This is a genomic window from Erwinia phyllosphaerae (genome assembly GCF_019132875.1).
GTDB lineage: Bacteria > Pseudomonadota > Gammaproteobacteria > Enterobacterales > Enterobacteriaceae > Erwinia > Erwinia phyllosphaerae.
This window is the reverse complement of sequence record NZ_JAHSPF010000011.1, coordinates 98,557-113,630: the sequence shown is the minus strand read 5'-3', so window position 1 is coordinate 113,630 and position 15,074 is coordinate 98,557. Positions and strand designations below refer to the sequence as shown.

The 15,074-nt window shown below is 51.4% G+C and carries 16 protein-coding genes; 11 read left to right on the top strand and 5 right to left on the bottom strand.

All coding sequences use genetic code 11. From position 1 onward, the window contains the following. Positions 1-12 precede the first annotated feature (12 nt). Positions 13-234 carry a helix-turn-helix domain-containing protein gene (locus KUE00_RS17990; RefSeq protein ID WP_414149002.1) on the bottom strand — a complete coding sequence of 74 codons (222 nt, stop codon included), beginning with the start codon at positions 232-234 and terminating at the stop codon, positions 13-15. A gap of 109 nt (positions 235-343) precedes the next feature. Between KUE00_RS17990 and KUE00_RS17985 the strand changes: the two genes are divergently transcribed. The 4 genes from KUE00_RS17985 to queF all read left to right on the top strand — a co-directional run bounded on the left by KUE00_RS17985 (position 344) and on the right by queF (position 3,402). Further along, on the top strand, positions 344-604 hold the full coding sequence (locus tag KUE00_RS17985) for a helix-turn-helix domain-containing protein (RefSeq protein WP_246761368.1): 261 nt from the start codon (positions 344-346) through the stop codon (positions 602-604). Positions 605-1,054: 450 nt separating this feature from the next. Continuing rightward, the gene (locus tag KUE00_RS17980) at positions 1,055-1,666 is read left to right on the top strand and encodes a helix-turn-helix domain-containing protein (RefSeq protein ID WP_246761367.1); all 612 of its coding nucleotides are present in this window, start codon (positions 1,055-1,057) and stop codon (positions 1,664-1,666) included. A gap of 24 nt (positions 1,667-1,690) precedes the next feature. Beyond that, complete coding sequence (locus KUE00_RS17975) at positions 1,691-2,578, top strand: queuosine precursor transporter (protein ID WP_246761366.1); 888 nt, start codon at positions 1,691-1,693, stop codon at positions 2,576-2,578. Next, complete coding sequence (queF, locus tag KUE00_RS17970; RefSeq protein ID WP_246761365.1) at positions 2,575-3,402, top strand: NADPH-dependent 7-cyano-7-deazaguanine reductase QueF; 828 nt, start codon at positions 2,575-2,577, stop codon at positions 3,400-3,402. The genes KUE00_RS17975 and queF overlap by 4 nt, the downstream gene beginning before the upstream one ends. 35 nt (positions 3,403-3,437) lie before the next feature. Here the strand turns inward: queF and KUE00_RS17965 are convergent, their stop codons facing one another. The 3 genes from KUE00_RS17965 to puuD all read right to left on the bottom strand — a co-directional run bounded on the left by KUE00_RS17965 (position 3,438) and on the right by puuD (position 6,130). Next, positions 3,438-4,718, bottom strand: a complete 1,281-nt coding sequence (locus tag KUE00_RS17965) for an NAD(P)/FAD-dependent oxidoreductase (RefSeq protein WP_246761364.1) — start codon at positions 4,716-4,718, stop codon at positions 3,438-3,440. A 66-nt stretch (positions 4,719-4,784) separates the two neighbouring features. Continuing rightward, positions 4,785-5,342 carry an HTH-type transcriptional regulator PuuR gene (gene puuR / locus KUE00_RS17960; protein WP_246761363.1) on the bottom strand — a complete coding sequence of 186 codons (558 nt, stop codon included), beginning with the start codon at positions 5,340-5,342 and terminating at the stop codon, positions 4,785-4,787. Positions 5,343-5,365: 23 nt separating this feature from the next. After that, positions 5,366-6,130 carry a gamma-glutamyl-gamma-aminobutyrate hydrolase gene (puuD, locus tag KUE00_RS17955; RefSeq protein WP_246761362.1) on the bottom strand — a complete coding sequence of 255 codons (765 nt, stop codon included), beginning with the start codon at positions 6,128-6,130 and terminating at the stop codon, positions 5,366-5,368. A gap of 218 nt (positions 6,131-6,348) precedes the next feature. On the opposite strand from puuD, the gene KUE00_RS17950 reads away from it, so the two are divergent. Beyond that, complete coding sequence (locus KUE00_RS17950; protein WP_246761361.1) at positions 6,349-7,767, top strand: glutamine synthetase family protein; 1,419 nt, start codon at positions 6,349-6,351, stop codon at positions 7,765-7,767. Positions 7,768-7,941: 174 nt separating this feature from the next. After that, the gene (locus tag KUE00_RS17945) at positions 7,942-9,309 is read left to right on the top strand and encodes an APC family permease (protein WP_246761360.1); all 1,368 of its coding nucleotides are present in this window, start codon (positions 7,942-7,944) and stop codon (positions 9,307-9,309) included. Positions 9,310-9,365: 56 nt separating this feature from the next. On the opposite strand, the gene KUE00_RS17940 is transcribed toward KUE00_RS17945, so the two are convergent. After that, positions 9,366-10,625, bottom strand: a complete 1,260-nt coding sequence (locus KUE00_RS17940) for a 4-aminobutyrate--2-oxoglutarate transaminase (protein ID WP_246761359.1) — start codon at positions 10,623-10,625, stop codon at positions 9,366-9,368. A 103-nt stretch (positions 10,626-10,728) separates the two neighbouring features. Between KUE00_RS17940 and pdxR the strand changes: the two genes are divergently transcribed. The 5 genes from pdxR to KUE00_RS17915 all read left to right on the top strand — a co-directional run bounded on the left by pdxR (position 10,729) and on the right by KUE00_RS17915 (position 15,038). Further along, entirely contained in the window at positions 10,729-12,204 is a 1,476-nt protein-coding gene (gene pdxR, locus KUE00_RS17935) for a MocR-like pyridoxine biosynthesis transcription factor PdxR (protein WP_246761358.1), read from the top strand. A gap of 335 nt (positions 12,205-12,539) precedes the next feature. Continuing rightward, positions 12,540-12,959, top strand: coding sequence for a translesion error-prone DNA polymerase V autoproteolytic subunit (gene umuD, locus KUE00_RS17930; protein WP_246761357.1), 420 nt, complete (start codon positions 12,540-12,542; stop codon positions 12,957-12,959). A 4-nt stretch (positions 12,960-12,963) separates the two neighbouring features. Beyond that, complete coding sequence (locus KUE00_RS17925) at positions 12,964-13,338, top strand: hypothetical protein (protein WP_246761356.1); 375 nt, start codon at positions 12,964-12,966, stop codon at positions 13,336-13,338. Positions 13,339-13,640: 302 nt separating this feature from the next. Next, positions 13,641-14,327 (top strand): winged helix-turn-helix domain-containing protein, encoded by a 687-nt coding sequence (locus KUE00_RS17920; protein WP_246761355.1) that lies wholly within the window; start codon positions 13,641-13,643, stop codon positions 14,325-14,327. Positions 14,328-14,498: 171 nt separating this feature from the next. Continuing rightward, on the top strand, positions 14,499-15,038 hold the full coding sequence (locus KUE00_RS17915) for a fimbrial protein (RefSeq protein ID WP_246761354.1): 540 nt from the start codon (positions 14,499-14,501) through the stop codon (positions 15,036-15,038). Positions 15,039-15,074: the final 36 nt, after the last annotated feature.

The window sequence follows — 15,074 nt, the reverse complement described above, 5'->3', positions numbered from 1 at the left end:
CAACCGCTAAGGCTATTCCTCGGGCCGATATCGCGAAGGCCAGATTTGTTCTGGCTGCACGCCTAACGCTTCGGCAATTAATCTTTCGCCTTTCGGCCAGCGGCGATTTAACGCGTTCGCCAACGTAGACGACGCCAGCCCTGCCTCGCGAGAGACAGCGGAAAGTGAAGTTCCCTTCTTTCTTAGCCCCGCAATGATGTCCGCCGGGTGCCAGTCCTTGTCAATGTTCTCCATCATCCTCTTATGCTTCAGCTGAAAAATTCATGTTAAGGATCTCTAAACAACTACCATGTTAAGTAATGCTAAACAGTAAGTCAATGTACGATCGTTGATGGTGTTACTGATGATTCCAGCTCGTCTTAAAGCGGCCCGAACACGTGCTGGTCTGACTCAGGAAAAACTGGGGGTTCTGGCTGGTATTGAGGAAGAAACGGCGCGCTCGCGCGTTTCTCAATATGAAGGTGGTGTACATCGCCCCACGTTTGAAATGATGTGCGCCTTTGCCAGAATACTGAACGTTCCGGAAGGCTATTTTTATACCGTCGATGAGCGTTTCGCAGAGGCTATTCTGGCGCTTTATTTAAAGCAGCAAAACCAGCCCTGATGTCTGTTTTGCAAAACGATCCGCTTTTGTGCTCCCTCTTTTTTATCTTTTCACTATCGCCCGGATGCTCAGGCCAGGCAGCGCGAATACAAGCTTTTCTTATTGTGTAACGCATAGCTATTACCCGCTATTGTAGCGGGTTTAGCTTCTGGTTAATTCCCCGATGCCAGCCATCAAAAATAGTCCTGCAATATTCTCTTTTTGTGCAATTAACTTAATATTATCTTGCTTATCAGGTCAACAAAAAAAGAGACAAAATGATGATAAAAATGGATACTGACTTCTGAGCATCTTATCAAGCTACTGATTTTAATCATAATTAAAGGAAAACCCCCTGTGCAGAAAACAAGGGATATTCTTAAATCTATCTGTTTATATAAATAATACCGTTGAGTTACATTAAGAATTCTTATACCATGCCACCCAAAACGGCGTCCGGGCTATTTTGCTATGAAGATTTCGGCATCAAGAAGAAAAGACAATATAATCAACAACATTGATTATATTATAAAAAGCCGGGGCGAGACGAAAGTCTCTTTTTCTCATCGTACTGGCGTTACCCGCGCAACGCTGTATAAAATTCTGGAAGGCAAAGTAAATAACGTGCAGCGCTCCACCATAACCCGCATTGCGGATTTTTTTGGCGTTAGCTGCGAAGTTATTGAAAATTATGATTTAGCGCATATCGAAACCGTTGAAAGAACCTTATCCCCTGACGGCGATAAAAATCCTGCCGCTATCCCGGTTATTCCACAATCCGCATTTTTAGCCAGCTCGGAAAGCAGGATTGGACAACTTGTCACACAATACCCCGTCACCTGGTATTTTGGTGACACGTCCAATACCGTGGCTTTGCAGGTTGAGAACAATATTAATAATATGTTCTTTCCAGAAGATATCTTAATTATTAAACGCAACGCGCTCCCTTCAAAAAAACAGCTTGCTCTGGTTTACTCACCGCAAAAAGAGATTTTTTTAACATCACATGGCGATCCAGCCACTTTTGACGCTGAACAGGATAGTATATTACTGGGCGCCGTTATAGAAGAAAGAATAAGATAAATAAAGCTTAAGGGCATAATTAAAATGGGACAAAACAAAAAGTATAAGCTGCTGGGATTTAATCGTTCCGATGTTATCACGGCGAATGTCATGGTGCTGGCAACCGGAAAACATATCAGCATAGGATTACAGGAACTTGAGAGCAGTGAAATAACCGATGACTTTAACAGGCATGAGTTAAAATCTCTTTATCGTCGGCTTTATGGCAGTAGTGATACAAAAACCTCTTACGACCTTGGCGACAGGCACGAGCGCTCCTGGTACGCGTATCTGATTATTACCGTTGCGCTTACCGTCATCTACATCGTCAGTACCGTGAGCGGCGTCAAGCCGGTGCACATTCCGGTCGTTAACTTTGTAGTACCGCCAGCCATCTTTTTCTATCCGCTGTCGTTTATCCTGGTGGATATCGTCAATGAGTTTTACGGCCTGAAAATGGCGAGACGCACTATTTTTATCTCTTTTTTCTCTAATATGCTTTTTGTCATGGGACTGTGGCTGACCAGCCTGTTACCTGGACTGGCGGAGTGGGAGCTGAATATCTCCTATACCACTTTCGTTAATAATATTATCGCCGTGCTGTTCGCTTCTTCTGTTGCCTATCTCATTTCTGAGAATGTCAATTCGCTGATCCTCTGTAAAATAAAGAAGCTGACCAACTCTCGCTACCTTTTTATCCGCGTACTGACCAGCAATATTATTGCTTCAGCTATCGATAGCGCGATATTTTGTACGCTGGCGTTTTATAAAGTTCTTGACATGAATACGATCAAAACAATGATTATCTCGCAGTTTATTATCAAGCTGGGCTATGCGCTGGTTGGCGTCGGTCCTATTTATGCCACGCGCGAGCTGTTCAGAAGATATATCAATAAAGAAACCCAGGTTAATCGCACAGAGGAACTGGCATGAAAACAGAAGAAATTACGCTGCTGGGCAAAAACACGGGTTACGTCCAGCATTATGCTCCGGAGCTACTGGAAGGCCTGCCGCGCTCGCGCGGCCGTGACGAAATCAATCTTCGTGCAGCAACGCTGCCGTTTGCCGGATTTGATTTGTGGACGGGATTTGAGCTTTCCTGGCTGAACGCAAAGGGCAAGCCAGTCGTGGCCGTCGCCGAGTTTTTTATTCCGGCCACCAGCCACAATTTAATTGAGTCGAAATCTTTTAAGCTCTATCTCAACAGCTTTAATCAGACGAAGTTTGCCTCACCGGGTTTAGTAGCACAAACGCTGCAAAAAGATCTGTCGCTCGCCGCTGTGGGTGAAGTGAAGGTAAAAATCTATCCCGACCTGGATGACTATCCGGCTTTTGCATCTACGTTGCCTGGCGAATGTATCGATCATATCGATATCGAAGTGGCTGATTACGATTTTAATCCAGCACATCTGCAAGGGGCCGCCGTTGGTGAAACCGTGACGGAAACGCTGTCATCCAACCTGTTAAAATCAAACTGTCTGGTAACCAATCAGCCGGACTGGGGAAGCGTTATTATTACCTATGAAGGGAAAAAAATTAGCCGGGAAAAACTGCTGCGCTATCTGATCTCTTTCAGAATGCACAATGAGTTTCATGAGCAGTGTATTGAACGTATCTTCAGCGATATTAAGCAGTACTGCCAGCCGGAGAAGCTTAGCGTCTTTGGCCGCTATACGCGCAGGGGCGGCCTGGATATCAACCCGTTCCGTAGCGATTTTGAAGATGCGCCGGTAACTGGACGTTTGGTGCGCCAGTAAAGTAACAGCGTCCCGCAAGGGACGCTTGTTCCCGCCTAAACGCCCAACCGATCGCGAATGCTGTAATACGCCGCGCCCATTGCCGTAAGCGGAATACGCATATTACGTCCGCCAGGGAAGGGATAGTGCGGCAGTTTAGCAAAGGCATCAAAACGCTCGGCATCGCCGCGCAGCACTTCGGAAATTAATCTTCCCGCCAGATGGGTACAGGTCACGCCGTGACCGCTGTCGCCCTGCATGTAATAGATGTTATTTTCCAGACGACCAAACTGCGGCATCCGCGACAGCGTCAGCAGGAAATTGCCCGTCCAGCGGTAGTCGATTTTTATCCCGGCCAGCTGCGGGAAGGTTTTCAGCAGCTTCGGCATAATCAGCCGGTCGATATCATCCGGATCGCGCGCGCCGTAAACCACGCCACCACCGTACAGCAAACGATGGTCTGCGGTCAGCCGGAAATAGTCCAACAGATAGTTACAGTCTTCTACGCAATAGTCGGAAGGAATAAGAGAAGCCGCCAGCTCCGCACTAAGCGGTTCCGTGGTCAAAATCTGCGTGCCGCACGGCATGCTGCGCTTTGATAACGCCGGTTCCAGCTTGTTGCCGAGGTAGGCATTGCCCGCCACTATCACATAGCGTGCCGTTACCTCCCCCTTCTCTGTTTTGACGATAGCCGGACTGCCGTGCTGAATGTGCACTACCGCAGATTGCTCGAAGATTTGACCGCCGTTCAGCTCTATTGCTTTTGCTTCGCCAATTGCCAGATTCAGCGGATGAAGATGGCCGCCGCGTTTATCCAGCAGCGCGCCAACGTAGCGTTCGCTGTCTACCTGCTGGCGAATTTGCTCCGCATCCAGCAGCTCCAGCTGGTCATTACCATAACGCTCCCAGTTTTGCTTTTGCTCTTCCAGTGTCGCAAGCTGCCTGGTATTCAGCGCCACAAACAGCCCGCCGGGACGATAATCGCACTCAATGCCATAGCGCTTAATACGCTCGCGAATAATGTCGCCGCCCTCAAACATCATGCTGCCCAGCATGCGTGCCGCATCTCTGCCATAGCTTTTTTCAATAACGTCTACGTCACGGCTATAGGAGTTAACGACCTGGCCGCCGTTGCGTCCGCTGGCACCGAAGCCAACCCGCGCCGCTTCCAGCACCACTACCTTATAGCCGTTTTCCGCCAGATGCAGCGCCGAAGAAAGGCCGGTGTAGCCAGCACCGATAATACAGACGTCACAAGAGAGTGCCCCTTCCAGCGCCGGATAGGGTTGATAGTGGTTGGCACTGGCGGCATAGTAACTTTGCGTATGTTCAGTCATGGTTACGACTCCAGGTAAATCCCGATAGTTGTCAGTTTAATGACGTTTTCCAAAGCCTGAAAAACGTCAGAACGTCGTTGGCGTATGGGCGCTGATAATGCGGCAAACCGAGGCTGACGTGTTGCTGAAGCTGTGTGGGATGCCGGTATTTATGGCGTAGCTCTGTCTGGCGACCAGATGATAGTTCTGGCCGTTAAACTTCAGCACCACTTCGCCTTCCAGTAACGTGCCTATCTCTTCCCCATGATGCTTAATTCGCTCTCCCGTCGTCGCACCTGGCTGATAGGTTTCGATCATCATAGCCAGGGTACGATCGGGCGCGCCGTTGTGGATCAGCTTCATGGAGACGCCCTGGCTGTCGATTTCAATCAGATCTTCCGGATTGATCACGACTTTCGGCTCGGCCGGGTTAGCCGGCTCGGCAAAAAATTCCGACAGCGACAGACCATAAACCTTAAGAAGCTTTTGCAACGTACTGATGGCAGGGCTGACTTTATCCTGCTCAATAGTGCTGATAGCGCTGTGGGTTAATCCAGACAATTCAGCTACCCGGCGCTGTGACAGACCCCGCTGCTGGCGGATTGCAGCCAAACGCTTGCCGGGGGCCAGGCCGTCGTTGTTCATAGGCGAGTTTCCTTTCATGAAGGTCAGATCTGTTGCTTAGCCGCATGATGACTCTCACATGCCGCAATAAAACTTTCGAGCAGGATGCGCGATAAAGCATATTCACTGCTTTTCCATTCGGGATGCCACTGTACGCCCAGCGCATAGGGATGACCCGGCACGCTGACCGCCTCTACCAGTCCATCCTGCGAACAGGCTTCCACGCGCAGCGTCGGCCCCAGAGTTTTTGCGCCTTGTCCGTGCAGCGAGTTAACCCAGAACGTTTTACTTTCGGGGATTAACTGCGCAATCAAACCGCCCGGCTGAATTTTAATTTCGTGCGACGGCGCGTACTGCTGCTCAATCGGCAGATCGGGATCTTCACGGTGTTCCAGAAACTGCGGATGGTCATACAGGCGACGATAGAGCGAGCCGCCCGTCGCCACCACCAGCTCCTGCAAACCGCGGCAAATGGCAAAAAGGGGGATGCGCCTTTCGAGCGCCTGCGTAATCAACGCAATGCTCAGAAGATCTCGCCCGGGATCGGCATCAGGCTCATCGCCGTTTTCACCATAGTGGTGCGGCTGCATATTGCTGGGGCTGCCCGGCAGCAGTATGCCGTCTAACAAGGGCAGCACGCTTGCCAGTAATTCCGGCTGCGAAAGCGCGTGCGGCAAGGCTATTGGCACACCACCCGCCTCCAGCACGGCATTCAGGTACTTATTTTGCAAGGTATGACTTTGTTGGCCTTTTACCGGGTTACTACACATCACCACACCGACTACTGGCCTGTAAAATATATCGACCATGATTACCCCTTCATTCCGGACTAAATTTTTTACAAAGGCGCCCAAAAGCGCCTGAATCGTACAATATTTTTATCCTTGGCTATTTTGATAACCCTTTTTTAATTGTAATGCAACATTTGAAAAACAAATTATTCCGGTATAGATTCTTTTAATGTGCATTATATTTAACATCTCAGGGGCAATCCCGTTACCCAACCAAAGGCCAGCAGTGGTGAATCATGGAAACTAATATCGTAACAGTTGAAAATTTTGTGCAGCAGGTTGAAGAGAGACGAAGTAGCGCGTTCGCCCGGGAGGTAGAAGAGTACCTTCAGCACTACCCGGAAACCCAGTACGTTGACGTTATGCTTACTGACCTCAACGGGTGTTTCCGCGGCAAACGGGTCCCAATTAACGCGCTACGTAAGCTGGAAAGGGGCTGCTACTTTCCGGCTTCCGTCTTTGCCATGGATATCCTTGGCAACGTGGTGGAAGAAGCCGGGCTGGGTCAGCAATTAGGCGAGCCGGATCGTACCTGTATCCCTGTTCCCGGCACGCTGACGCCTTCCGCCAGCGATCCCCAGGCGATTGGCCAGCTTCTGCTGACAATGCAGGATGAAAACGGCGCGCCCTTTGATGTCGAACCCCGCAACGTGCTCAATCGCTTGTGGCAACAGCTGCGCCAGCGCGGCCTGCATCCGGTCGTCGCCGTCGAGCTGGAATTCTATTTACTGGACCGCCAGCGCGACGCCGAAGGCTATCTACAGCCGCCTTGCGCGCCCGGTACGTCAGACAGAAATATGCAGAGCCAGGTCTACTCGGTAGATAACCTGAATCACTTTGCCGACGTGCTGAGCGATATCGATGAGCTGGCGCGTTTGCAAAAAATCCCGGCCGACGGCGCGGTAGCAGAAGCCTCGCCGGGCCAGTTTGAAGTCAATCTGCATCATACCAGCGATGTTTTACAGGCTTGCGACCACGCTCTGGCGCTCAAACGCCTGGTACGTCTGGTGGCAGAGAAACATGATATGCATGCGACTTTCATGGCCAAACCCTATGAAGAATATGCCGGAAGCGGCATGCACATCCATATCAGCATGCTCAACGAGCAAGGCGAAAACGTGCTGGTTAACCATGCAGGCGACAACTCCACTATTCTGCAGCGCTCGCTCGCCGGGATGATCGATTTAATGCCGGCTTCCGTTGCGCTGCTCGCGCCCAATATCAACTCTTACCGCCGCTTTCAGCCGGGTATGTATGTGCCGACGCAGGCCTCCTGGGGACACAATAACCGCACCGTTGCGCTGCGCATCCCCTGTGGCGATCGCGATAACCATCGCGTGGAATATCGCGTTGCTGGCGCAGATGCCAACCCGTATCTGGTGATGGCCACTATCCTTGCCGGCATTTTGCACGGCCTGGATAACGAACTGCCTCTGCCACCCAAAGTCGAAGGCAACGGGCTGGAGCAGGACGGTTTGCCGTTCCCGATCCGCCAGAGCGACGCGCTGTGGGAATTCGCCCAGCACGAAAAGCTCTGCCAGCTGCTGGGCGAACGGTTTAGCCACGTCTGGCACGCCTGCAAAAACAATGAGCTGATTCAATTTGAACGGCTGATTACCGATACGGAGATTGACTGGATGTTAAAAAACGCCTGACCAGCAATGCGGCAGCGGACGCCTTACAACAACATCATAAAGAGGTCCGGAAATGTGCATGTTACCTGCCCTGTATAAAAAAGGCGGCCTGAACCCGCCTGCTCTTCTGTCTCCGGTTGCCGTTTCTGCGGTGCAAGGGTTGCCGAACGTCGTGCATCGGCAAGGAGGTTATCAATGACGCCCACCACTCTGGAAAAACCCGGGCTGAAAAAATCCCTTAAGCTTTGGCAAGTCGTGATGATGGGGCTGGCGTACCTGACGCCAATGACGGTTTTCGATACTTTCGGTATCGTTTCCGGTATCAGCCAGGGCCACGTCCCGGCCTCTTATCTGCTGGCGCTGGCTGGCGTGCTGTTTACCGCTATCAGCTACGGCAAGCTGGTACGCCAGTTTCCGCAGGCGGGTTCCGCCTACACCTATGCGCAGAAAGCCATTAATCCGCACGTTGGTTTTATGGTCGGCTGGTCATCGCTGCTGGATTACCTTTTCCTGCCGATGATTAACGTTCTGCTGGCGAAGATTTACCTCTCCGTTCTGTTTCCGTCCGTTCCCCCCTGGGTTTGGGTAGTGGGATTTGTGGCGATAATGACCGCCGCCAATCTGAAAAGCGTTAACCTGGTCGCAAATTTCAACACGCTGTTTGTGCTGGTACAGGTCGCGATCATCACGGTATTTATTTTCCTGGTGGTTCACGGCTTATATAAAGGAGAGGGGCTGGGAACGGTCTGGTCCGTGCAGCCTTTTGTCAGTCAAAATGCTCACCTGCTGCCGATTATTACCGGCGCAACCATCGTCTGCTTTTCGTTTCTTGGTTTTGATGCGGTGACCACGCTTTCGGAAGAGACGTTTAACGCGGCAAAAACCATTCCGCGCGCCATTTTCCTGACGGCGCTCTATGGCGGGCTAATATTTATTGCGGCTTCCTTCTTTATGCAGTTGTTTTTTCCGGACGTCAGCCGGTTTAAGCATCCTGACGCCGCGCTGCCTGAAATCGCGCTTTACGTAGGCGGTAAGCTGTTCCAGTCGGTATTTCTCTGCACCACTTTTATCAACACGCTGGCTTCCGGACTGGCTTCACACGCCAGCGTTTCCCGCCTGCTGTATGTGATGGGCCGGGATAACGTATTTCCGGAAAAGATTTTTGGCTACGTGCATCCCAGATGGCGAACGCCAGCGCTAAACGTCATTATGGTCGGGGTTGTAGCGCTTTCCGCCCTCTACTTTGATCTGGTTACGGCCACCGCGCTGATTAATTTTGGCGCTCTGGTTGCCTTTACCTTTGTTAATCTCTCCGTGTTTAACCACTTCTATCGGCGCGAAGGCCGTAATAAAAGCTGGAAAGAGAAGCTGCATTATCTGGTCTTGCCGATGGTAGGTGCCGCAACGGTCGCTATCCTATGGGTAAATCTGGAGGCCTCTTCCCTGACGATGGGGTTAACCTGGGCCATTCTGGGCGTGATCTACTTAACGTATTTAACTCGCCGTTTCCGTCAGCCGCCGCCGCAGTTTGATAAATTACATGCCGAGCTGCCCGGAAAATAAAAAAATCCCCGAAGGCAGGTTTCCTTCGGGGATCGTTTGTTCCTTTGCCGATCTTTTTATGCTTTAAAGATCGTCGTCAGAATGGTTAATGATTCTTTGAACTGCGCATCCGGGATCGTCAGCGGATACAGAAAACGGATCACGTTGCCATGCACGCCACAGGTCAGCAGAATCAGACCTTTTTCCATCGCGCGTTTTTGTATGGCGCGAGCAATCTCACCGCTCGGTGCGCCGCTGGCCGGGTCGTTAAACTCAACGGCGATCATTGAGCCACGTCCGCGAATCTGCGCGACAGCCGGATTGCCGGTGCTTTCCAGCGCTTCACACAGCTGTGCGCCCAGCCTGTTGGCTCTTGCGCACAGCTGCTCTTCAGCAATGACGTCAAGCACGGCATGCGCCGCCGCAATCGCCACGGGATTGCCCGCATAGGTGCCGCCCAGCCCGCCTGGCGCTGGCGCATCCATCAGATCGGCACGACCCGCCACGCCGGAAATTGGAAAACCGCCGCCAAGGCTTTTTGCCATAGTAATCAGGTCGGGTTTCGCATCCGGATAGTATTCGCTGGCGAACATTTTGCCGGTACGCGCAAAGCCGGACTGAATTTCATCGGCGACCAGCACAATGCCGTGTTGGTCACACAGGCGGCGCAGCGCGCTAACAAATTCCGGCGGTGCAACGTTAAATCCGCCTTCGCCCTGGATGGGTTCGAAGATGATGGCGGCAACTTCCTGCGGCGCAATATCACAGTGGAAGAGATCGTCCAGGCTTTTCAGTGCATCTTCCACGCTGATGCCATGCAGCGCATTAGGATAGCGGGCATGAAACACCGAGCCGGGAAACGGCCCAAACCCTGTTTTATAAGGCGCTACCTTGCCGGTCAGCGCCATGGTCATCATGGTGCGGCCATGAAACGCGCCGGTAAAAGTAATGACGCCCGCACGGCCCGTCGCGGCACGCGCTATTTTCACGGCGTTCTCTACGGCTTCTGCCCCCGTAGTAAAAAAGGTGGTTTTCACTTTACCTTCGACAGGCACCAGCGCGTTCAGCCGCTCGGCCAGCGAAATGTAGTTTTCATAAGGAATCACCTGGAATGCAGTATGGGTAAAGCATTCCAGCTGCTGCCTGACGGCATCAATCACGGCAGGGTGACGATGCCCGGTGTTCAACACGGCAATACCGGCAGCAAAGTCGATATACTCGCGCCCTTCGCTATCGGTAAGCGTCGCGTTTTCGGCCTGTTTGACCAGAAAATCACACATTACCCCGACGCCGCGCGGCGTGGCATCAAGACGGCGCTGCTGGACACTGTTGCTCATGTTTGGCTCCTCGTTACGGATAGAAGATAGTGATTACCCTGATTTTTAGCGCCTTTAGGGTGCTATTATCCAGAGCCAGTTTTGACTATTTTAAGGAGCCACTTTGCGCACACTCGTCGGCGATCTGGTTGCATACCGCATTGAGCAGGCCATGCCCGGCACGTTGGGCAAGCGTCTGTACGATGCGCTACAGCAAGCCATTCAGGAAGGAATGATCTCACCGGGAACCCGCCTGCCTGCGTCCAGGGACCTGGCTGCGGAGCTGGCCGTGTCGCGTAATACGGTGCTGGCCGCTTACGAACAGCTTCAGTCCGAAGGTTATCTGAAAACCCGGGCGGGCAGCGGCACCTTTGTTAATAACGTACTGCCAGAACGCGATATGTCTGGCGCCAGTGAGACCTGCAATGACCACCCCTGCCCGGCGCAGATAACGCTATCGCAAAGAGGCGAACAGCTGCTGAGCCGTGCCGGAGCCAGCCAGCGCCAGTGGGGCGCTTTTATGCCTGGCGTGCCGGACGTGCGTCATTTTCCCCATCATACGTGGAGCAAAATTGCGCGACGTATTAACGTGCGGCTTCCGGTGGAAATACTGAGCTATTCGCAGCACGGAGGTTATGCGCCGCTACAAACTGCGCTGGCAGAATATTTGCGCGTCTCGCGTTCCGTCAAATGCCGTGCGGAGCAGATCCTCATCACTTCCGGCACGCATCAGTCGCTGGATCTGCTGGCTAAAATGCTGTGCGATCATGGCGATCGGGTCTGGGTAGAAGAGCCCGGTTACTGGGGGCATCGCAGCGTGCTGGAAGTCAACGGCCTGCGGATTGTCCCGGTTCCGGTGGATGACGAAGGGCTGACGCTACCGCCAGAGGCCACGCCGCCGCGCCTGATTTGTATTACGCCTTCTCACCAGTATCCGACAGGAGCCGTGATGAGCCTCAACCGGCGTAAGGCATTACTCGATTGGGCGAAAAAATGGGGTAGCCTGGTCATTGAAGATGACTACGACAGCGAGTTTCGCTATGGCGAAAACCCGATTCCGGCTTTACAGGGGTTGTCGCCGGATGAAAGCGTTATCTATCTGGGGACATTCAGCAAAACCCTTTATCCGGGGCTGCGCATCAGCTATATGGTTCTGCCGCCTTCGCTGACGGAGCGGCTTAAAATTGCCCACTCTGAACTTTATCGCGGCGGCTACGGCCTTACCCAGTTAACGTTGGCCGAGTTTATCCGTGAAGGCCATTATGCGGCGCATATCCGCCGCATGCGTCAGCTCTATAGCCAGCGGCGCGCGGCTCTGGTCAACGTTATCTGCCATGAGCTGGGCGCTGAATTTATTGGTCAGGACAGCCATGCCGGCCTGCACCTGATTTTAGCGCTGCCGCAGGCGGTCGATGATATTGCCCTCAGCGCCGAGCTTGAGCAGCAAGGCGTATGGACTCGCCCGCTTTCAGTCTATTACGCAGGCGAAGCAAAAAGGCACGGTCTGATTCTGGGCTACGCCTGCGTCAGCGCCGAGGCGATGGCAGAGACGTTTATGCCTGTTGCCCGCTGCGTTAAAAGTCGCCTTGCAGGCCACTAAGCCCGTTGCTCGCTGCGTTAAAAGTCGCCTCGCAGGCCACTAAGCCCATTGCTCGCTGCGTTAAAAGTCGCCTTGCAGGCCACCAGGCCCCTTACCCGCTGCGTTAAAAGTCGCCTTCCAGCCCGCGAGCCGCAAAACGCTACGCTGATTTTGCGGTCCGTCGTTTTTCAGAATACTCCCTTTTTTCATCCCGCTTTCCCGTGCTGGCAGGCCCGGCCGCCCGTTTTCTCCCCTTCCTCCCTTTTAGCGATCCTGAAAAAAAGCGTCGGCAAGCTTGATTGATTATCGGAAAAGGTAATACTGTATTTATATACAGCACTTTTCAGGATAACCCTATGAATCTCCTTCGCCCTGCTGAGGTACGCGCGCTGGTGCAGCGACCGCTATTTCTGTACCGAGTGCCCTGCGGATCGCCCGGCGGCGCACACGATCATGTCGAACAGCGTCTGGATTTAAACGATCTGCTGGTGCAGCGGCCAGAGCACACTTATTACATTCGGGTCAGCGGTGACTCTATGAAAGACGCCGGTATTGATGACGGCGATTTGCTGGTCGTCGATAACGGCCTCACTGCCGATCATGGTGATATCGTGGTGGCAGCCGTTAACGGCGAGTTTACGGTAAAAAAATTACAGCTGCGCCCGGATGTGCGGCTGCTGGCAATGAATCAGGCATGGCCGCCGATTATTCTGGCCGAAGAAGAGCAGCTGGAAATATTTGGCGTTGTTACCTTTACCATCAAGGCAATGGAGTAATGACATGAGCGGATTAAAAAATCGGGTGTATCGCTCGTGCGTTGCTGCCAGCGCCGCAGAACAGAAACTGGCTTCTACCCACCAGATAAAGTTTTTGTTTAGCAAACTTCAGGATCTTATTCCTACCAACGATGATTGCTACCTTAGCGCCTGCAACGGCAGTTTCTGTATTATTGACCGCTATCGCCCTGCCGTCGCCGGTAGCCGGGTATTGATTGAGGTGGCGGGCGACTGCAACTGGGCGTACGTCAGACGCCATCCGGAGCAGATCATAACGGATGAGGGGGTAATCATTGAGGGTAAAGCCTTAAGCGAGGTCACCATTATCGGCGTGGCCATCCGTGAAATCATCCCAACCAGCCAGCGTTCTTCGCTATGAAATAGCCTTAATTAACCGGCGAGAGCATTTTACCGTCAGCTTTATTGCACCAGTAACAGGGTAATCTTTGCCGCATTTTTATTGGTAATGATTCAGAAAACCGATAAGAAATTAGCCTTTGAAAAATTTAGCTTCATACAGATAGACTTTATAACACAAATCATATAAATATATCTTCAGGACTGAACTTTTAGGAAGAAGCTGAATAATAAACTCTCCTTTCATAATTTTTCCTGAAAAGAAGGATAAAAACCACCTTTCTGACTGCCAGGATGGCATCAGAGTTCATCATGGAAAGAACAATGTATAACAGAGATAAATGCGACGCCTGTTTTTATATGATCGACAATAAGGTGTTATTTACACCTTATAAAAAGAAGCTGATGGTCGTGAAGGATAACAGCGTCAGTAAAACCATTTTTATTAATGCTCCCGCAAGCCGCTGCTTACTCCTTTTGCTACAAAACCCGCAAAAAATCATCTCCAGAAAAGATTTTATCGAAGAGGTCTGGAGCCGACAGGGTATCGTCGTCGCCCAGAACACCTATTACCAGAATATATCCTTACTGAGAAAAGCGCTCAGACAAGCAGGCCTCTCTGAAGATTTTATTGTTACCGTACCGCATAAGGGGCTAACGATAACCAGAAAAATCGAGGTAAAAGAAGTTGAGAAAGAGGATGAGCTGATCAGGAATATCGATGCTTTAGAGCTGACCGATCCCGATCGGAATTTAGCCCACTTTCCTCCTGAAAAAATCCTGTTAACCAAACAAAGCAGCGACAGAGCCAGCAAAGTCAAAAATACTCATCCCTGTTTGCTTATATTTATTGCCGTTCTCGTTTCATTTATCATCACCCTTACCACCCATTATCTATTTTCCGCAAACGCCTCCTGCTCCATCTTTGGGATAGAAAAAAATCACATCATCCCACCCTCTGCATTGACAGAATATAAAAATCACAGACCCTATGATCTTCATGAAGCGTAAAAATTTATACTTTCATATCTGGATTAATAAAACAGGTAAGGTTTAGATTACCGACGCTGTAATTATCCAGATTGCAGAAAGATGGGCACCCGCCTGTAAAGGAAAGCCACAAATTTTAGCCTGCATGCCCGATAGACAGCATCCAGGATAAAATTAAAAAGGAATAACTTCATGAAAAAACTTTGCACCGCACTGACTACCGTAGCCTTAATGACTATGGGTTTATCTGCCGCCGCCGCCGATGGCGTCATCAATTTTAAAGGCAGTATTATAGATGCAGCCTGTACCGTCGATCTGGACGGCTCCGGGGCATCAACAATGAATGTAACGCTGGGAAACGTCAATAAAACGGCTTTTAGCGGCGTGGGCTCTACCGCAGGCGGTACTGCCAGCACCACGCAGTTTAACGTTTTGCTGAAAAACTGCCCGGAATCGGTCACTACGGCTAAGGTGAAATTCGATGGTATCGCTTATGCAGGTGACAATACCGTGCTGGCGCTGACCCAGGAGAAAGGCGTCGCGACCGGCATTGGTATCCAGCTCTCCGACAGTAATGGCATAAGACCTCTCTTCACCGAGTCTACTCCCTATGTCCTGACCTCCGGCTCAACGACCAATAAGCTGGACTTCTACGCACGCTACATCCAGAAAGCGGCCACCGTCACCGCAGGCCCTGCCAATGCTGTTGCCACCTTCACCGTGAATTATTAAAAGATAGATTGCAACACCATCCCTTAGCGGATGGTG

Coding starts and splice junctions, on each gene's coding strand:
- puuR (WP_246761363.1), bottom strand. CDS start 5,342: ATGAACAACGACGGCCTGGCCCCCGGCAAGCGTTTGGCTGCAATCCGC.
- KUE00_RS17940 (WP_246761359.1), bottom strand. CDS start 10,625: ATGAGCAACAGTGTCCAGCAGCGCCGTCTTGATGCCACGCCGCGCGGC.
- KUE00_RS17980 (WP_246761367.1), top strand. CDS start 1,055: ATGAAGATTTCGGCATCAAGAAGAAAAGACAATATAATCAACAACATT.
- KUE00_RS17945 (WP_246761360.1), top strand. CDS start 7,942: ATGACGCCCACCACTCTGGAAAAACCCGGGCTGAAAAAATCCCTTAAG.
- queF (WP_246761365.1), top strand. CDS start 2,575: ATGAAAACAGAAGAAATTACGCTGCTGGGCAAAAACACGGGTTACGTC.
- puuD (WP_246761362.1), bottom strand. CDS start 6,130: ATGGTCGATATATTTTACAGGCCAGTAGTCGGTGTGGTGATGTGTAGT.
- KUE00_RS17925 (WP_246761356.1), top strand. CDS start 12,964: ATGAGCGGATTAAAAAATCGGGTGTATCGCTCGTGCGTTGCTGCCAGC.
- KUE00_RS17975 (WP_246761366.1), top strand. CDS start 1,691: ATGGGACAAAACAAAAAGTATAAGCTGCTGGGATTTAATCGTTCCGAT.
- umuD (WP_246761357.1), top strand. CDS start 12,540: ATGAATCTCCTTCGCCCTGCTGAGGTACGCGCGCTGGTGCAGCGACCG.
- KUE00_RS17990 (WP_414149002.1), bottom strand. CDS start 234: ATGGAGAACATTGACAAGGACTGGCACCCGGCGGACATCATTGCGGGG.
- KUE00_RS17985 (WP_246761368.1), top strand. CDS start 344: ATGATTCCAGCTCGTCTTAAAGCGGCCCGAACACGTGCTGGTCTGACT.
- KUE00_RS17965 (WP_246761364.1), bottom strand. CDS start 4,718: ATGACTGAACATACGCAAAGTTACTATGCCGCCAGTGCCAACCACTAT.
- KUE00_RS17915 (WP_246761354.1), top strand. CDS start 14,499: ATGAAAAAACTTTGCACCGCACTGACTACCGTAGCCTTAATGACTATG.
- KUE00_RS17950 (WP_246761361.1), top strand. CDS start 6,349: ATGGAAACTAATATCGTAACAGTTGAAAATTTTGTGCAGCAGGTTGAA.
- KUE00_RS17920 (WP_246761355.1), top strand. CDS start 13,641: ATGTATAACAGAGATAAATGCGACGCCTGTTTTTATATGATCGACAAT.